Source organism: Thalassobaculum fulvum (assembly GCF_014652915.1).
GTDB lineage: Bacteria > Pseudomonadota > Alphaproteobacteria > Thalassobaculales > Thalassobaculaceae > Thalassobaculum_A > Thalassobaculum_A fulvum.
Window position 1 is genome coordinate 41,067 of sequence record NZ_BMZS01000008.1, and the last position, 16,132, is coordinate 57,198.

The 16,132-nt window shown below is 72.3% G+C and carries 15 protein-coding genes; 9 read left to right on the forward strand and 6 right to left on the reverse strand.

Annotation, left to right across the window (positions count from 1 at the left end; genetic code table 11):
- Nucleotides 1-17: 17 nt before the first annotated feature.
- Genes IE246_RS16725 through IE246_RS16750 form a run of 6 tightly spaced genes read left to right on the forward strand, consistent with a single transcriptional unit; the run spans nt 18 to nt 5,932 of the window.
- Nucleotides 18-2,882, forward strand: coding sequence for a monovalent cation/H+ antiporter subunit A (locus IE246_RS16725; protein ID WP_189991721.1), 2,865 nt, complete (start codon nt 18-20; stop codon nt 2,880-2,882).
- The gene (locus IE246_RS16730; protein ID WP_189991723.1) at nt 2,882-3,283 is read left to right on the forward strand and encodes a Na+/H+ antiporter subunit C; all 402 of its coding nucleotides are present in this window, start codon (nt 2,882-2,884) and stop codon (nt 3,281-3,283) included. The genes IE246_RS16725 and IE246_RS16730 overlap by 1 nt, the downstream gene beginning before the upstream one ends.
- Nucleotides 3,277-4,815, forward strand: a complete 1,539-nt coding sequence (locus IE246_RS16735; protein WP_229837296.1) for a monovalent cation/H+ antiporter subunit D — start codon at nt 3,277-3,279, stop codon at nt 4,813-4,815. Before IE246_RS16730 ends, IE246_RS16735 begins: the two co-directional genes overlap by 7 nt.
- A gap of 1 nt (nt 4,816) precedes the next feature.
- The gene (locus IE246_RS16740) at nt 4,817-5,308 is read left to right on the forward strand and encodes a Na+/H+ antiporter subunit E (protein ID WP_189991725.1); all 492 of its coding nucleotides are present in this window, start codon (nt 4,817-4,819) and stop codon (nt 5,306-5,308) included.
- Complete coding sequence (locus IE246_RS16745; protein WP_189991727.1) at nt 5,305-5,574, forward strand: K+/H+ antiporter subunit F; 270 nt, start codon at nt 5,305-5,307, stop codon at nt 5,572-5,574. The genes IE246_RS16740 and IE246_RS16745 overlap by 4 nt, the downstream gene beginning before the upstream one ends.
- A 4-nt stretch (nt 5,575-5,578) precedes the next feature.
- Nucleotides 5,579-5,932, forward strand: coding sequence for a Na+/H+ antiporter subunit G (locus tag IE246_RS16750; RefSeq protein WP_229837298.1), 354 nt, complete (start codon nt 5,579-5,581; stop codon nt 5,930-5,932).
- 79 nt (nt 5,933-6,011) lie between these two features.
- Here the strand turns inward: IE246_RS16750 and IE246_RS16755 are convergent, their stop codons facing one another.
- On the reverse strand, nt 6,012-7,826 hold the full coding sequence (locus tag IE246_RS16755; RefSeq protein WP_189991729.1) for a bifunctional diguanylate cyclase/phosphodiesterase: 1,815 nt from the start codon (nt 7,824-7,826) through the stop codon (nt 6,012-6,014).
- An 84-nt stretch (nt 7,827-7,910) separates the two neighbouring features.
- Between IE246_RS16755 and IE246_RS16760 the strand changes: the two genes are divergently transcribed.
- Complete coding sequence (locus IE246_RS16760) at nt 7,911-8,312, forward strand: hypothetical protein (RefSeq protein WP_189991731.1); 402 nt, start codon at nt 7,911-7,913, stop codon at nt 8,310-8,312.
- Between the two features lie 16 nt (nt 8,313-8,328).
- Here the strand turns inward: IE246_RS16760 and purD are convergent, their stop codons facing one another.
- A complete protein-coding gene (purD, locus tag IE246_RS16765; protein ID WP_189991733.1) occupies nt 8,329-9,603 on the reverse strand; it encodes a phosphoribosylamine--glycine ligase in 1,275 nt (424 codons plus the stop codon).
- A gap of 94 nt (nt 9,604-9,697) precedes the next feature.
- Here purD and xseA point away from each other — a divergent pair, with 94 nt between their 5' ends.
- On the forward strand, nt 9,698-11,197 hold the full coding sequence (xseA, locus tag IE246_RS16770; protein WP_189991735.1) for an exodeoxyribonuclease VII large subunit: 1,500 nt from the start codon (nt 9,698-9,700) through the stop codon (nt 11,195-11,197).
- The gene (locus IE246_RS16775; RefSeq protein ID WP_189991736.1) at nt 11,197-12,009 is read left to right on the forward strand and encodes a M23 family metallopeptidase; all 813 of its coding nucleotides are present in this window, start codon (nt 11,197-11,199) and stop codon (nt 12,007-12,009) included. Before xseA ends, IE246_RS16775 begins: the two co-directional genes overlap by 1 nt.
- Here the strand turns inward: IE246_RS16775 and lpxK are convergent.
- The 4 genes from lpxK to IE246_RS16795 form a co-directional block, all read right to left on the reverse strand.
- Entirely contained in the window at nt 12,006-12,977 is a 972-nt protein-coding gene (lpxK, locus tag IE246_RS16780; protein WP_189991738.1) for a tetraacyldisaccharide 4'-kinase, read from the reverse strand. The genes IE246_RS16775 and lpxK overlap by 4 nt on opposite strands.
- Nucleotides 12,974-14,245, reverse strand: a complete 1,272-nt coding sequence (locus tag IE246_RS16785) for a 3-deoxy-D-manno-octulosonic acid transferase (RefSeq protein WP_229837300.1) — start codon at nt 14,243-14,245, stop codon at nt 12,974-12,976. The genes lpxK and IE246_RS16785 overlap by 4 nt, the downstream gene beginning before the upstream one ends.
- Nucleotides 14,245-14,952, reverse strand: coding sequence for a lysophospholipid acyltransferase family protein (locus tag IE246_RS16790; protein WP_189991742.1), 708 nt, complete (start codon nt 14,950-14,952; stop codon nt 14,245-14,247). The genes IE246_RS16785 and IE246_RS16790 overlap by 1 nt, the downstream gene beginning before the upstream one ends.
- A 107-nt stretch (nt 14,953-15,059) precedes the next feature.
- A complete protein-coding gene (locus tag IE246_RS16795) occupies nt 15,060-16,082 on the reverse strand; it encodes a glycosyltransferase family 4 protein (RefSeq protein WP_189992222.1) in 1,023 nt (340 codons plus the stop codon).
- Nucleotides 16,083-16,132 lie beyond the last annotated feature (50 nt).

Consider the following 16,132-nt stretch of genomic DNA (forward strand, 5'->3'; position numbering starts at 1 on the left):
GGCGAGCAGCAAAACGCATGTATGTGCCACTGGTCGTGTTGATCCCGACGCTCGGGGCGATTGCCCCGGCGCTCGCCGGCCGACTGGGCCGGGCAGGCTGCGCGGCCGTTGCCGCGGCGGTCAGCCTTTCCGCCCTGGCGGTGCTGCTGTCGCTGGCACCGGCGGTGCTGCGCGGCGAGCCCGTCGCTTTGCATCTGCCCTGGATCCCCGGGCTCGGGCTCGCCTTCTCGTTCTTTGTCGACGGCCTCGGCCTGTTCTTCGCCGGGTTGATCCTGGCGATGGGCCTGCTGGTCATCGTCTACGCACGGTACTACCTCGCTCCGGCCGACCCGCCCGGCCGGTTCTTCGCCTCCCTGCTGCTGTTCCAGGGCGCGATGCTCGGCATCGTGCTGAGCGACAACATCATCCTGATGCTGGTGTTCTGGGAACTGACGAGCCTGTCGTCGTTCCTGCTGATCGGCTACTGGAGCCACCTCGCGGAGTCCCGGCAAGGCGCGCGGATGGCGCTCGCGATCACCGGCGGGGGCGGCCTCGCCCTGTTCGCCGGTGCCCTGCTGCTCGGCGACATCGCCGGCAGCTACGAGCTCAGCACGATCATCCGGCGCGCCGAGGTCGTGCAGGCCTCGCCGCTGTTCGGCCCGACCCTGGCGCTGATCCTGCTCGGCGCGTTCACCAAGTCGGCGCAGTTCCCGTTCCACTTCTGGCTGCCGCACGCCATGGCGGCGCCGACACCGGTTTCCGCCTACCTGCATTCCGCGACCATGGTGAAGGCCGGGATCTTCCTGCTGGCCCGGCTCTGGCCGGTGTTCGGCGCGACCGAGGCGTGGTTCCTGACGGTCGCCCCGATCGGCCTCGCCACCATGGTCATCGGCGCCTGGATCGCGATCTTCAAGGACGACCTCAAGGCCGTTCTGGCGTACTCGACGGTCAGCCATCTCGGGCTGATCACCATGCTGCTCGGCCTCGGCACCAAGATGGCCGCCGTGGCCGCCGTGCTCCACATCCTCAACCACGCCCTGTTCAAGGCCGCCCTGTTCATGAGCGCCGGCATCGTCGATCACGAGACCGGCACCCGCAGCATGGCGCGGCTCGGCGGCCTGCGGCGCGCAATGCCGATCACCGCCGCTCTGGCGCTCACCGCCACGGCGGCGATGGCCGGGGTGCCGCTGCTGAACGGCTTCGTCTCCAAGGAGATGATGCTGGAGTCGGCGTGGCACGCCACCTATGCCGGCCAGCCCTGGCTGTTCCCGCTGCTGGCCACCGCCGGCGCCCTGTTCTCCGTCGCCTACTCGGCCCGGCTCGCCGCGGTCGTGTTCTTCGGCAAAGAGACCCATCCGACCGGATCGCACCCCCATGACCCGCCCGCCGGCATGTGGGCGCCGGTCGCCGTGCTGGTGGCGCCGGTCATCGCCATCGGACTGCTGCCGGGGTTGGCGCAGCCGCTGGTGGAGGTGGTGGCCGCGGCGGTGGTCGGGAGCGCCCTGCCGGAGTTCCAGCTGGCGCTCTGGCACGGGCTCACCCCGGCCCTCGGAATGAGCCTGGCGGCGATGGCCGGCGGCCTCGCCATGCTGCTGGTCTTCGCACCGATCGAGCGCATCCGCGACGCGCTGCCGCGGCCCGATGCAAAGGCGATGTACGAGGCTGCCGTGCGCGGCGGCGCGGCGGCCGCGCACGCTGTGGTGCGCGCGCTGCACACCGAGGATCTGACCCGCTACGCCCTGGTCATTGTGCTCGCCACCGTCGGCATCGGCACGTTCGGCTTCGTCACGGGCTCGCACGCGCCCGGCACGCGCGCCACCCTCGAGGCCAGCCTTCCCGCGGTCGTCGGCTGGGGGGCCCTCGCGGTCGCCTGCGTCATCGCCGTGCTCCGCCACCAGGACCGGCTGCTGCTGCTCCTGGTCACCGCCGTCGTCGGCCTCATGGTCTCGCTCGCCTTCCTGCATTTCTCGGCCCCGGACCTGGCGCTGACCCAGATCTCCGTGGAGGTGGTGGCGACGATCCTGATGCTGCTGGCCCTGAACCTGCTGCCGAAGACGTCGCCGCGCGAGACGGCCAGGCCTCTGCGCTTCGCGCAGGCGGCCCTCGCCGGGGCATCCGGCCTGGGGGCCGGGCTGCTCGCCTTCGCGGTGCTGACGCGCGACTACCTGCCGATCTCCGGCTACCACATCGCGCAGGCCAAGCCGGGGGGCGGCGGGACCAACGTCGTCAACGTCATCCTGGTCGACTTCCGCGGCTACGACACGTTCGGGGAGATCATCGTGCTCGGCATCGCGGCCCTGGTGATCTTCGCGCTGCTGGAGTTGAGCGCCCGGGCACGCCAGGCGGCGGGCCGGGCGGCGCGCGCGCCCGCCTTCCGGACCGGTGACGCCCATCCGATCATGCTGGTCGTCACCACCCGGCTGCTCCTGCCGTTGGCCCTGACGGCCGGGGTCTACATCTTCCTGCGTGGCCACAACCTGCCGGGCGGCGGCTTCATCGCCGGCATCATGGTCGGCATCGCCTTCATCATGCAGTACATCGCCAGCGGGTATTCCTGGGCCGACGAACGCTTCCGCTTCGACCCGCAACGCATGATCGGGGCCGGGGTGCTGCTGGCCGGACTGACCGGGATCGGTTCCTGGGCCTTCGGCTATCCCTTCCTGACCAGCACGCACGGGCACATCGACATCCCGCTGATCGGCGACGTCGAACTCGCATCGGTCATCCTCTTCGATCTCGGCGTGTTCCTGGTGGTCGTCGGGACGGTGCTGCTGGCGCTCGCCACGATCGCCGCCGTCGAGAGCATTGGCGACCAGAAGCCGGCTGACGCCCGCACCCCGGCCGACGAACCCAAGCCGAGCCCCGCAAGCCGGGTCCGGATCGAGCAGGAGGAGCACGTCTGATGGAGTCGCTCGTCGCCTCCGGGATCGGCATTCTTACCGGCGCGGGGGTCTACCTGCTGCTGCGGCGGCGCACGTTGCCGGTGATCGTCGGCCTGACGCTGCTGTCCTACGGCGTCAACCTGTTCCTGTTCGCCATGGGCCGGCTCACGCTCGACCGCCCGCCGATCCTCGGCGACGGCGTCGCGGCCTACACCGACCCGCTGCCGCAGGCACTGGTCCTGACCGCGATCGTCATCTCCTTCGGCATGACCGCCCTCGTGGTGGTCCTGGCCCTGCGCGGCTACCTCGACACCGGAACCGACGATGTCGCCATCCGGCAGTCCGACATGGTGCGCGACTTCGGGCCGCAGAACCTCGGCCACCACCCGCTCGATCCGCAGGCGCGGAGGGACGCATGGTGAACCACTGGATCATCGCGCCGGTGGTGCTGCCGGCCATGACGGCCGTCGCCCTGCTGTTCGTGCCGCGCGGCTGGATGCAGGCGCGGCGCGCGGTCTCGGTCGCTTCGGTGGTGGCGCTGTCGGCGATCTGCGTCGTGCTCTGGGGCATGGCGCAGAACGGGCCGCAGGCCTATGCCGTCGGCGACTGGCCGGCGCCGTTCGGCATCGTGGTGGTGCTCGACCGGCTGTCCGCCCTCATGCTGCTGGCCGCCGCCGCCATCGGCCTCGCCGCCGTCCTCTACGCGATCATCGGATGGGATCGTCGCGGCGCGCACTTCCATACGCTCTTCCACTTCCAGCTGCTCGGGATCAACGGTGCGTTCCTGACCGGTGACGTCTTCAACCTGTTCGTGTTCTTCGAGGTCCTGCTGATCGCCTCCTACGGCCTGGTGCTGCACGGCGGCGGTGCCTGGCGCCTCAAGAGCGGCTTCCAGTACGCCGCGGTCAACCTGATCGCGTCGACCATCTTTCTGTTCGCGGTGGGCCTGCTGTACGGCGTCACCGGCACCCTCAACATGGCCGACCTCGCGGTCCGGGTGGCGGCGCTGCCGGCCGCCGACCACGCGCTGCTGCGAGTCGCCGCGCTGCTGCTGTTCATCGTCTTCGCGGTGAAGTGCGCCCTGGTGCCGTTCCACTGGTGGCTGCCGAGCGCGTATTCGGCGGGCTCGGCGCCGGCGGTGGCGCTGTTCGCGGTGCTGACCAAGGTCGGCGCATACGCCATCATCCGCATGCACACCCTGGTATTCGCCGACGACGCCGCGGGCATCTCCGGAACCTTGCAGGAGCTTCTGGTACCGGCGGCGGCGGTCACGCTCGCCCTCGGGGCCGTCGGGGTGTTCGGCAGCCGCAGCATGCTGCAGCTCGCGTCCTACTCGACGGTCGCGTCGATGGGGACGCTGCTGCTGGCGGCGGCCGGGCTCGGTGCGGCACAGATCTCCGCCGCGCTGTACTACCTGCTGCACAGCTGCCTGATCGGCGCCGCCCTGTTCCTGCTCGTCGACCTGGTGGCCGCTGGCCGCGGTCCGGTCGCCGACCGCCTGCTGCCCGAGGTGCCGGTGCCGCAGGCGCTGATGCTGGGGGGCCTATTCTTCCTGTGCGGCATGGCGATGGTCGGCATGCCGCCGCTGTCCGGTTTCGTCGGCAAGGTGGCGATCCTCGACGGCCTGCGCGGCAGCGAGAATGCGGTGCTGGCCTGGACCGTCATCCTGGCTGCCAGCCTGCTGCTGCTCGTCGGCTTCGCCCGCGCCGGCAGCACGGTGTTCTGGAAGGCCGGGACCATGGCATTGCGGTCTGCCGGCGGACGGCCCGAAGCGATGCGACCGGCGCCACGGCGGGCCGGCCTGGTGGTCGCACTGCTGCTCGCCGGCACCGCCGTCCTCAGCGCTTTCGGCGGCCCGGTGCTGGAGGCCACCGACGCGACCGCCGCCGAGCTTCTCGACCGCCAGCTCTATATCCGCGCGGTAGCCCCCGCCGCGTTCCCTCCGGAGTCGTGACGTGACCGCCGCGCTGTTCCCGCATCCGCTGCTGAGTGCCGCCATAGCGACCGTCTGGATCCTGCTGGCCAACGAGCCCACGCCCGGGGCGATCGTGCTCGCCGCGATCGTCGGCGTGGCGATCCCCAAGTTCACCAGCGTCTACTGGCCCGGCCGGCCCCGCGTGCGGAACCCGCGGATGATCGTCGAGTATACGCTGATCGTGCTGTGGGACATCGTCGTGTCCAATGTCCAGGTGGCGCGGCTGGTGCTGTTCCGGCGGCCGGAGACGCTGCGCTCCCGCTTCGTCACCATCGCCCTCGACCTGGATTCGCCGGAGGCCATCACCGTGCTGGCCGGCACCATCACCATGACGCCGGGCACCCTGACCGCCGACTACGACCCGGACGGTCACACGCTGAAGGTGCACTGCCTGCACGCGCCGGACCCGGACGAGGTAGTCGCCACCATCAAGGAGCGGTACGAGCGCCGCCTGCGGAGCATCTTCAGATGATCGGATACGCCCTGGCATTCGCTCTGGCGGCGGCCGCCGCCGCCACCATGCTCACCCTCTGGCGCCTTGTCCTCGGGCCCGCCGCGGTCGACCGGATCCTGGCGCTCGACACGCTGGCGATCAACGCCATCGCGATGATCGTCCTGGCAGGCATTCTCTGGTCGACGCCGCTGTACTTCGAGGCGGCGATGCTGTTCGCCATGGTCGGGTTTCTGACCACCGTGGCGTTCTGCAAGTACCTCATGCGCGGCAACGTCATGGAGTGAGGCGATGACCCCCGCTGAGATGAATCTGGTTGCCGAACTGGCGGTCAGCGCCCTGCTCGTGGCCGGCGGGATCTTTCTGCTGGTCGGCTCCTACGCGCTGGCCAGGCTGCCCGACACGATGCAGCGCCTGCACGGGCCGACGAAGTCGACGACGCTCGGCATCGGCGGCGTGCTGATCGCCTCGATGCTCTACTTCCTGCTGGCCGAGGGCACGCTGTCGATCCACGAACTGCTGATCACGTTGTTCCTGTTCCTCACCGCGCCGGTCTCGGCGAATCTCGTCGCCAAGGCCTATATGCGCAGGGGCGGCCCCCAGGCGGGCGCCGGTCGCACGACCCACGGCCGGCCGACGCCCTGAGCCGGGCTCCGCCGAGCAAGCCGCCGACGGCCCGGGGTGACGGCCCGGGGTGACGGCTCGGGGTGACGGCTCGGGGCCCCTACCCCGCCAGCTCCGACACCGCCAGCCGGCGCCCGCCCGCCTTGGCGGTCTTCTTGAGCCGGGCGATCTCGGCCATCGCCCGGTCGACCGCGACCGCCGGGCGGCCGGCCGGCAGCACCAGCAGGCCGGCGCTGCAGGTCAGCAGACCGAAGCGGCGGGCCAGCCCGTCGCGTCCGGTCGCCTCGAGGAAGCCGCGCCGCCGCGCCTCCGGCTCGTAGAAGCTCTCGACCTCGTGGCGGAACCGGTCGAGCAACGCGCCCACCTCGGCCTGGACGTCGGCCGCGGCGGGCCCGGTGAACCCGGCGAAGAAGTCGTCGCCGCCGACATGGCCGAGGAAGGTGTCGCCACCGCCGAACGCCTTCTGCATCAGCTCGGCGAACAGCTGGATCGCCCGGTCGCCCTGGCGGAAGCCGTAGGAGTCGTTGAACGGCTTGAAGTTGTCGAAGTCGAAATACGCCAGGACGCGGCCGGTACCGGTGTCGGCCAGCGCCTCGGCCACCCAGTCGCCGATCGACAGGTTGCCCGGTAGCCGGGTCAGCGGGTTCTGGTCGCGGGCCGCCGCCAGGTTCTTCTCGTGGACCGCCCGCAGGATCGCGATCGAGCCCATGAAGCCGGCATAGCGCCCCTGCTCGACCATCAGCACGCCGGGGGTCTCGGCGTGGTGGGCGAACAGCTCCAGGATCTTCTCGACCGGGGTCTCGACCGCCGCCACCGGGCACGGCCGGACCAGGTCGCGGAGCTGCTTGCCGTAGGTCTTGTTGGCCATCAGGTCGCGGCCGAACGGCGAGTAGACGTAGGTCTTCAGGTCGACCTCGCGGATCACCCCCAGCGGCACCCCGTCGCGATCGACCACCGGGAACAGCGTCAGCTCGCCATGCCGCCGGAACGCCTCGAACACCTCGACCATGTCGATGTCGGCGAACAGCGGCGGCAGCCGGTCGATCTGCTCGCGCACCAGCCCGACGTCGCCGGAGCGGTTGCGGCGCTCGGTCTGCACGATGCGTTCGACCACCGGATAGACGGTGCGCAGGGCCGAGCGGTCGGTGGTCGGGTGCTGGATCAGGAAGCCCTGCGCCAGGTCGAAGCCGAGGTCCTTGCAGGTCCGGAACTCGGCCTCGGTCTCCACGCCCTCAGCGACCATGCGGATGCCGAACACGTGCATGACGTCGAGGATGCGCGACAGGAACAGCCGCTTCTTCGGCTCCGCCGAGACCCCGGAGATGAAGTAGCGGTCGATCTTCACGTAGTCCGGCTGGTGCTCGTGCAGCAGACGCAGCCGGGAATAGCCCTGCCCGAAATCGTCGAGCGCCAGGTGCCCGCCGGCCTCTTTCAGGCGCCGGAACACCCCGAGCGCGCCGTCGCCGGTCGCCAGGTCCTGGGTCTCCGGGATCTCCAGGCAGAACCGGTCGCGGGCGATGCCGCGGGCGTCGAGGCGCTCGGCGATCTCCTCGGCCACCGCTTCGGCCGCCGCCACCCGGCGGGCGTCGACGTTCAGGAACAGCCGGGCGGTGTCGGACGGGATTTCGGCGAACGCGTCGATCGCCTTGCCCTGCAGCAGGCGCTCCAGCGGGCCGAGCCAGCCGCGGTGATGGGCGAGGTCGAACAGCGCCCCGATCGGGGTCAGGCCGAGCCGGTCGACCCCGCGCAGCAGCGCCTCGTAGCCATGGGCGATGCCGGTGTCGACATGGACGATCGGCTGGAACGCGTAGGCGGTCGCGGAATCGACGGCGGCCAGAAAGCTCTCGAGCGACGCGAACGCGCCGGACCGTGCATCGTCCAGGCGGACGACGGTCGCGTCCTTGTCCTTCGTCACGCGAGCCCCACCCGCAGACCTTGACCTCGGGCGCAAGCCTCGCCCACAACTCCTACCCGGATCTTAATGCACGATGAAGTTTTCATGACCGATTCCGCCCCCGCCACCGTCCGCCGGCTGCATCTGATCTTCGACCTGGAACGCGGCCGCCTGGTGGCCCGCGACTTCCTGCGCGAGCTCTCGGAGCAGAACTGGCCGGTGCAGGTGACCGGCGCCTCCAAGCGCCAGGACCTGGACGCGGCGCACCGCGAGCTGGTCATGGTCGAGACCATGCGTCGGGCCCAGGTAGCCCTGGTTCTGGTCACGCCGATGGCGTCGACCAGCCGCAACGTCGTCGAGGAGGTCCGGTATGCCAAGCACGCCAACCTGCATGTCGCCGGCCTGCTGATCGCCGGCTCGACCGCCCACACCCAGCTGCCGCAAGGGCTGCACAAGTCGGCGGTGGTGGGCTGGGACTGGGGTGCCCTCAAGAAGCTGGTGATGTAGCCGCGCCGCCACCGGCCTATCCGCGATCCACTGCCCGCCACCCGATGTCGCGCCGGCAGAAGCCGTCCGGCCAGTCGATCCGGTCGACCGCGGCATAGGCGCGGTCCCGGGCCTCGGCCGCGCCGGCGCCGAGGGCGGTGACCCCGAGCACCCGGCCGCCGGTCGCCAGCAGCCGGCCGTCGCCGTCCCGCGCGGTGCCGGCGTGGAACACCACGACATCGTCGGTTTCCGCCGCGTCCGCACCCCGGATCTCGGTGTTCTTGGCGTAGCTGCCCGGATAGCCGGCGGCCGCCATGACGACGCACAGGGCGAACTCGTCGCGCCAGCGCAGGTCGACATGGGCGAGCTGACCGTCGGCGACCGCGATCAGCGCCGGCAGCAGGTCGCTCTTCAGCCGCAGCATCAGCGCCTGGGTCTCCGGGTCGCCGAAGCGGACGTTGTACTCGATCAGCTTCGGCCCCTCGGCCGTGATCATCAGCCCGGCGAACAGCACGCCCCTGAAGGGGCGGCCCTCGGCCTTCATGCCGGCGACCGTCGGCTCGACGATCTCGGCCATGATCCGGTCGGCCATCGCGTCGTCGACCACCGGCGCCGGCGAGTACGCGCCCATGCCGCCGGTGTTCGGCCCGGTATCGCCGTCGCCGACCCGCTTGTGGTCCTGGGCGCCGGCCAGGGCCAGCACCGTCGAGCCGTCGGTCAGCGCGAAGAAGCTGGCCTCCTCGCCGGTCATGAACTCCTCGACCACGATCTCGGCGCCGGCGTCGCCGAACGCCTTGTCGGCCATCATCGCGTCGACCGCGGCAAGCGCGTCGTCCACCGTCTCGGCGATGATCACGCCCTTGCCGGCGGCCAGCCCGTCGGCCTTCACGACGATCGGCGCGCCCTGCCGGCGGATGTAGGCCTTGGCGGCCTCGGCCTCGGTGAACCGGCCGTAGGCCGCGGTCGGAATGCCGTGGCGGGCGCAGAAATCCTTGGTGAAGGCCTTGGAACCCTCCAGCACCGCGGCCGCCGCGTTCGGGCCGAACGCCTTGATGCCGGCGGCATCGAGCTTGTCGACAAGGCCGGCGACCAGCGGTCCCTCGGGGCCGACGACGACGAAGTCGATGCGCTGGTCGCGGGCGAAGCCGACGATGCCGTCGAGGTCGTCGACCGGGATCGGCACGCAGGTCGCCTCGCGGGCGATTCCGGCATTGCCCGGCGCGCAGTACAGCGCGTCGACCAGCGGCGAGGCGGCGATCGCCCAGCACAGCGCGTGCTCGCGCCCGCCCGATCCGACGACCAGAACCCGCATGCCAGTCCTCCTGCCTCCGGTACCGCACGCGCCCGGGCGATTCTTGTCCGGCGCGGCCGTTCACAGCTGCCGGTGTGTAGCATAGATTGGCGTCATGCAAGACGCCGCTTCCCCCGACATCGCCGCCCCCGGCAACCTCCCCGAGTTCACCGTCACCGAGATCTCCGGGGCGGTGAAGCGCACCATTGAATCGTCGTTCGAGCGGGTGCGCGTGCGCGGCGAGGTCTCGCGCCCGACCCGCGCCGGCTCCGGTCACGTCTATCTCAGCCTGAAGGACGAGCAGGCGGTGCTGGAGGCGGTGTGCTGGCGCGGCACCGCGCAACGGCTGTCGGTCCAGCCCGAGGAGGGCATGGAAGTCATCGCCACCGGCAAGCTGACCACCTATCCCGGGCGCTCGAAGTACCAGATGGTGATCGAGCAGCTCGAGCTGGCCGGCGAGGGCGCGCTGCTGAAGCTGCTGGAGGACCGACGCCGCCGGCTCGCCGCCGAGGGCCTGTTCGACGCCGAGCGCAAGCGGCCGATCCCGTTCCTGCCGAAGGTCATCGGTGTCGTCACCTCGCCGACCGGGGCGGTGATCCGGGACATCCTGCACCGCCTGACCGACCGCTTCCCGGTGCACGTGATCGTCTGGCCGGTGCTGGTCCAGGGCGAGGGTGCCAAGGAGCAGATAGCCCGGGCGATCCAGGGGTTCAACGCCCTGCCGGCGTCCGGCGGCAAGGTGGCGCGCCCGGACCTTCTGATCGTGGCCCGCGGCGGCGGCAGCCTGGAGGATCTGTGGGCGTTCAACGAGGAGATCGTGGTGCGGGCCGCCGCCGCCTCGGACATCCCGCTGATCTCGGCGGTCGGGCACGAGACCGACACCACCCTCATCGACTTCGCCAGCGACCGCCGCGCCCCGACCCCGACGGCGGCGGCGGAGATGGCGGTGCCGGTGCGCGCCGATCTGGTCGCCCGGATCGCCGAGGACACCGCCCGGCTCGCCCACGCCATGGCGCGGCGGCTGACCGACGGCAGCAATCACCTGACCGGCCTGGCCCGCGGCCTCGGCGATCCGGCGGCCCGCATCGAGCAGGCCCAGCAGCGGCTCGACTACGCCGCCCAGACCGGCGATTCCAGCCTGCGGCGGACCCTGGAGCGGCTGTCCGACCGGGTCGCCCGGCGGCTGCCGACCCCGTCGGAGATGCTGGCCCGGACCGAGGGCCGGCTGACCGCCCTGCTGCGCGGCCTGCGGATCGAGCCGATCGTCCAGCGCATGGACCAGGGCGGGCGCGACATGGACCGCCTGGCCAGGGCCGCCGACTCCGCGATCGACCGTGTCATCAAGCTGGAGACCGACCGCCTGAAGGGGCTCGAGCGGGTGCTGGAGGCCAACTCCTTCGAGCGCGTGCTGGACCGCGGCTTCGTGCTGGTCCGCGACGCCGACGGCGCGCCGGTCACCGCGGCCGCGGACACCAGCGACGGCCAGCCGGTCTCGTTGCGCTTCCGCGACGGCGAGCGGGCGGCGATGATCGGCTCCGCCTCGGCAGGGTCCGGCGGCTCCCGGCCGAAGCCGAGGCCGGCAACACCCCCTCCCACCCAGGAAAGCCTGTTCTGATGCGCGGCCTCGCGTTCCTTCTGACGCTTCTCGCCGGCCTGTCCCATGCCCATGCGAAGACCAGCCTGGACGGCAATCTCGTCCAGGGCGGGCTGGTGATCGGCCATGCCGAGCCCGGCTCGACCGTGGTGCTCGACGGCCGCACCGTCCGGGTCGACGCCGACGGGCTGTTCGTCCTCGGTTTCCACCGCGACGCCGCGGCGACCGCCGAGCTGACGGTCACCGGGCCGGACGGCAAGGTCGAGCGCCGGACCTTGGCGATCGCGCCGCGCGAATGGAACATCCAGCGGATCGACGGCCTGCCGAAGACGATGGTGACGCCGCCACCCGAGGTGCTGGAGCGGATCCGCCGGGAGAACGCCGAGATCGCCGCGGTGCGCAGGATCGACCGGCCGGAAGCGCTGTTCCGCTCCGGCTTCGCCTGGCCGGCGACCGGCCGGATCAGCGGGGTGTACGGCAGCCAGCGCATCCTCAACGGCGAACCCAGGCAGCCGCACTACGGCGTCGACATCGCCGCCCCGGTCGGCACCCCGGTCAAGGCGCCGGCCGACGGCGTCGTCGTGCTGGCCGCGAACGACCTGTACTACACCGGCGGCACCGTGATCCTCGACCACGGCCACGGCCTGTCCAGCGCCTTCCTGCACCTGAGCGCGGTGACCGTGAAGGTCGGCGACCGGCTGCGCCAGGGCGAGGTGCTCGGCAAGCTCGGCGCCACCGGCCGGGCCACAGGCCCGCACCTGGACTGGCGGATGAACTGGTTCGAGGAACGCATCGACCCGCAGCTGCTGGTGCCGCCGATGCCGGGGAGCTAAAGCCCCACCACCCGCCGCAACCATGCCGTCACCGGCGCCGGGTCGCGCCAGACCAGCGCCACCGGGAACACCTCGACCATGTCGCGGGCAGCGGCCGGCAGCCGGACCGCGTCCTTCTCGGTGGTGACCGGCGTCGCGTCCAGTTCGCGGGCGCGCTCGACCAGCTCCATGACCTCGTCGGCGTCCCAGCGGTGATGGTCGGGGAACTCGACGAACTCGACCACCTCGGCCCCGACCTCGCGCAGGGTCTCGGCGAACTTCGCCGGCCGGCCGATCCCGGCGAAGCCGAGCACCCGGGTGCCGGCGAACCGCTCGGTGCCGGGCAGCGGCTCCAGCAGACCGCGCATCACCGGCCGGGCACCGGCCAGCGCATCCGCCACCCCGGCCCGGTCCTCACCGACCACGGCGACCGCGTCGACCCGCGCCAGCGCGTCGTCCAGCGGCTCGCGCAGCGGCCCGGCCGGCATCACCCGGCCGTTGCCGAACCCGGCCCCGCCGTCGACCACCAGCAGCGACGCGGTCGGCGCCACCGTCGGGTTCTGCAGGCCGTCGTCCATGACGATGACGTCCGCCCCCTCGCCTTCCAGGAACCGGGCGCCGACAGCGCGGTCGCGCGCGATCACCGTCACCGCCGAGCGGGCCAACAGCAGCGGCTCGTCGCCGACGGCCGCGGCGTCGTGCACGGCCGGGTCGACCCGCAACGGACCGCGCTCCGACCCGCCGTGACCGCGCGACAGGAAGCCGACCCTGAGGCCGAGATCCTTGAGCTCGGCGGCGAGCGCCAGGGCCACCGGGGTCTTGCCGGCACCGCCGGCGACCGCGTTGCCGACGCAGATCAGCGGCACCGCCGGCCGGTACGGCGACGCATATCGCCGGCGAGCCCGCCCGGCCGCCGTCCACACGGTCGACAACGGCGCCAGCAGGCGGGCCATCCGGCCGTCGACCGCCCAGAAGCCGGGCGCCCTCACCGGTCCGGCCCTCCAGGGAGCAAGGGCGCCAGGGCGTCGACGATGTGGTCCAGCCCGCGGCGGCCCTCGACGGCGACCCGGCGGGCCGCCTCTGCCATCGCCCGGACCGCGTCGGGGTCGTCCAGCAGGGCGCCGACGGCGGCGGCGATGGAGGCCGCGTCCGCGACCGGCCGGGCCGCTCCGGCGGCGATCAGCGCGTCGGCCGAGTCGCGGTTGTTCGGCATCAGCGGGCCGAGCAGCAGGGCGGTGCCGGCATGCGCCGGCTCGATCGGGTTGTGACCGCCGACCGGCACCAGCGAGCCGGCCAGGAAGGTGATCGGCACGCTGGCGTACAGCGCCCCCATCTCGCCCAGCGTGTCGGCCACGTAGACCGCGGTGTCGGGGCTCGGCAGCTCATCGAGCGAGCGCCGCGCCACCGCCAGGCCGCGGCCGGCGGCGAGTTCCGCGATCGCCTTGCCGCGGTCCGGGTGGCGCGGGGCGACGACGGTTAGCAACCGGGGCCGCGACGCCGCCAGCCGGGAATGGGCGTCGAACACCACCTCGTCCTCGCCGGGGTGGGTGTTGGCGGCGAGCCAGACCGGCCGGCCGGCGATCGCCCCGGTCAGTGCTGCGACCACAGTCGCGTCGACCGGCGGCGGCGCGCCTGCCGCCTTCAGGTTGCCGACGAACCGGACGTCGCGAAAGCCGAGCGCCCGGAACCGCTCGGCCTGGGCCGGGCTCGAGGCCAGCACCCGCTCGAACGCCGCGAACAGCGGCCGGGCCAGCCGGCGGAACCGGTGCCAGCGCCGGAACGCCCCGTCCGACATGCGGGCGTCGACCAGCGCCAGCCGCACGCCGGCGGCCGCCGCCTCGGTCACCAGGCTCGGCCACAGATCGGACTCCACCCAGATCCCGACCTCCGGCCGCCAATGCGCCAGGAACCGCCGGACCCAGGCCGGCCGGTCGACCGGCACGAACTGGTGGATCGCGCCGTCCGGCAGCCGCCGGGCCATGGTCGCCGCCGAGGTGACGGTGCCGGTGGTCACCAGGACCGCGAGGCCCGGCCGCTCGGTCCGCAGCCGCTCGATCAGCGGCAGCAGCGCCACCGACTCGCCGACGCTGGCGGCGTGCAGCCAGACCAGCGGGGCGTTCGGGCGCGCCCGGCCGGGCACCCCGCGGCGCTCCTCCAGCCGGGCCGGGTCCTCCTTGCCGCGGCCGATGCGGCGGCGCAGATAGGCGTCGATCAGCGGACCGAGGGCGGTCGCGGCGCCGCGATACAGGGCGAGCATCACCGCTTCTCCGCTCGCTCGGGCGCCGGCTCGATCGGCGCGTGGCCGGTCAGTCGGTCGGCCTCGGCGGCGACCGCGTTGAGGGCCGCCTCGACCGCCAGCCGGCTCGCCTCCAGGGCCGCGTCGTCGGCGTCCGGCGGCACCCGGATCGGCGGCCCCAGCACGACCACGCCGCGGCCGAACGGCCAGGCGACGATGAACCGGTCCCACGACCGCAGCACCCTGCGTCGGGTCACGCTCCAGGCCGCCGGCAGGATCGGCGCGCCGCTCTGTTTCGCCGCCTCGACCAGCCCGGGCCGGCACCGCATGCGCGGCCCGCGCGGGCCGTCCGGGGTGATCGCCACGCTCATGCCGTCGTTCAGGGCCCGCAGCATGCCCTTCAGCGCCGCCGTCGGGTTGCGCCGGGTCGAGCCCCAGATCGGCCGGGTGATGTAGTCGCGGACCGCGATGCCGAGCAGCCGGCTGTCGCCGTGCTCCGACATCACCATGGCCATCGGCTTGGGCTTCGGCCAGGTGACCAGGATCAGCATCAGCCGGTTGTGCCAGAACGCGCCGATGATCTGGTCCTTGCCGCGCAGCAGCGCCAGCGACTCCGGATCGGCGACCCACTCCCAGCGCGTGGTCGCGCTGACCGCCCGCACGATCAGTCCGGCGAGAACCCCGGCGACCCACAGCCCGGCATCGCTCTTGAGCAGTCGTTTCAGCATGGACGCGCGGTCTGGACGGTCACCGGAAGCGGTCGGCAGGTTTCGGACGGCCGGAACCTATCACGCCGCATCCGGCATGGGTACGCGCGCGACCGCCCCCGCGGGCCTCAGGCCGCGACGGTGCCGGCGAGGTCGCTGTCGAACGGCTGCAGGTTGTGCACGAACGCCTCGGCGCAGCGCCGCCAGGTGAAGTTCAGGGCGTGCGCCCGCGCCAGTTCCCGGTCGATGCCGAGCGCGCGGTCGACCGCCAGGCCCAGATCCTCGTCCAGCGCGCCCGCCCCGGAGTCGCCGATCACGTCGAGCGGCCCCGGCACCGGGTAGGCGGCGACCGGCACCCCGCTGGCCAGCGCCTCGATCAGCACGAGGCCGAAGGTGTCGGTCCGGCTCGGGAACACGAACACGTCGGCCGACGCGTAGTGGGCGGCGAGATCCTCCCCCTGCCTGGCGCCCAGGAACACCGCTTCCGGGTGCCGGCGCTCCAGCTCGGCGCGCTGCGGGCCGTCGCCGACCACCACCTTGGTGCCGGGCCGGTCGAGCGCCAGGAACGCCCCGACGTTCTTCTCGACCGCCACCCGGCCGACATACATCAGCACCGGCCGCGGCAAGTCGAGGATCGACGGGCGCGGGTGGAACAGCCCGACGTCGACGCCGCGGGTCCAGTCGCGGATGTTGGCGAAGCCGTGCGCCGCCAGCTCGCGCCGCAGCGATGCGGTCGCCACCATCACCCCGCTGGACGGCGCGTGGAACCGCCGCATGACCGCATAGGTCCATTCCGGCGGAATGCCCGAGCGGGCCTGGACGTACTCCGGGAACTTGGTGTGGTAGGCGGTGGTGAACGGCAGGCCGCGATTCAGGCAGTAGCGGCGCGCGGCGTGGCCGAGCGGCCCCTCGGTGGCGATGTGGATCGCGCACGGCGCCGCCGCGTCCAGCAGTCGCGCGATCTTGCGTTGCGGCAGCAGGGCCAGCCGGATCTCCGGATAGGTCGGGCACGGCACGGTGCAGAAGTCGGCCGGGGTAATGAAGGTCACCCGGTGGCCCATCGCCTGCAGTTCGTCGCCGGTGGTCGCCAGCGTCCGCACGACGCCGTTGACCTGGGGGTGCCAGGCGTCGGTGACGATCGCGACGTGCAGCCGGTCGCCGGTGCCGCTGGGATCGTGCATGGGTCGGGCCCGGTCCGGGA

Coding starts and splice junctions, on each gene's coding strand:
- IE246_RS16725 (WP_189991721.1), top strand. CDS start 18: ATGTATGTGCCACTGGTCGTGTTGATCCCGACGCTCGGGGCGATTGCC.
- IE246_RS16730 (WP_189991723.1), top strand. CDS start 2,882: ATGGAGTCGCTCGTCGCCTCCGGGATCGGCATTCTTACCGGCGCGGGG.
- IE246_RS16735 (WP_229837296.1), top strand. CDS start 3,277: ATGGTGAACCACTGGATCATCGCGCCGGTGGTGCTGCCGGCCATGACG.
- IE246_RS16745 (WP_189991727.1), top strand. CDS start 5,305: ATGATCGGATACGCCCTGGCATTCGCTCTGGCGGCGGCCGCCGCCGCC.
- IE246_RS16750 (WP_229837298.1), top strand. CDS start 5,579: ATGACCCCCGCTGAGATGAATCTGGTTGCCGAACTGGCGGTCAGCGCC.
- IE246_RS16760 (WP_189991731.1), top strand. CDS start 7,911: ATGACCGATTCCGCCCCCGCCACCGTCCGCCGGCTGCATCTGATCTTC.
- purD (WP_189991733.1), bottom strand. CDS start 9,603: ATGCGGGTTCTGGTCGTCGGATCGGGCGGGCGCGAGCACGCGCTGTGC.
- xseA (WP_189991735.1), top strand. CDS start 9,698: ATGCAAGACGCCGCTTCCCCCGACATCGCCGCCCCCGGCAACCTCCCC.
- IE246_RS16775 (WP_189991736.1), top strand. CDS start 11,197: ATGCGCGGCCTCGCGTTCCTTCTGACGCTTCTCGCCGGCCTGTCCCAT.
- IE246_RS16785 (WP_229837300.1), bottom strand. CDS start 14,245: ATGCTCGCCCTGTATCGCGGCGCCGCGACCGCCCTCGGTCCGCTGATC.
- IE246_RS16790 (WP_189991742.1), bottom strand. CDS start 14,952: ATGCTGAAACGACTGCTCAAGAGCGATGCCGGGCTGTGGGTCGCCGGG.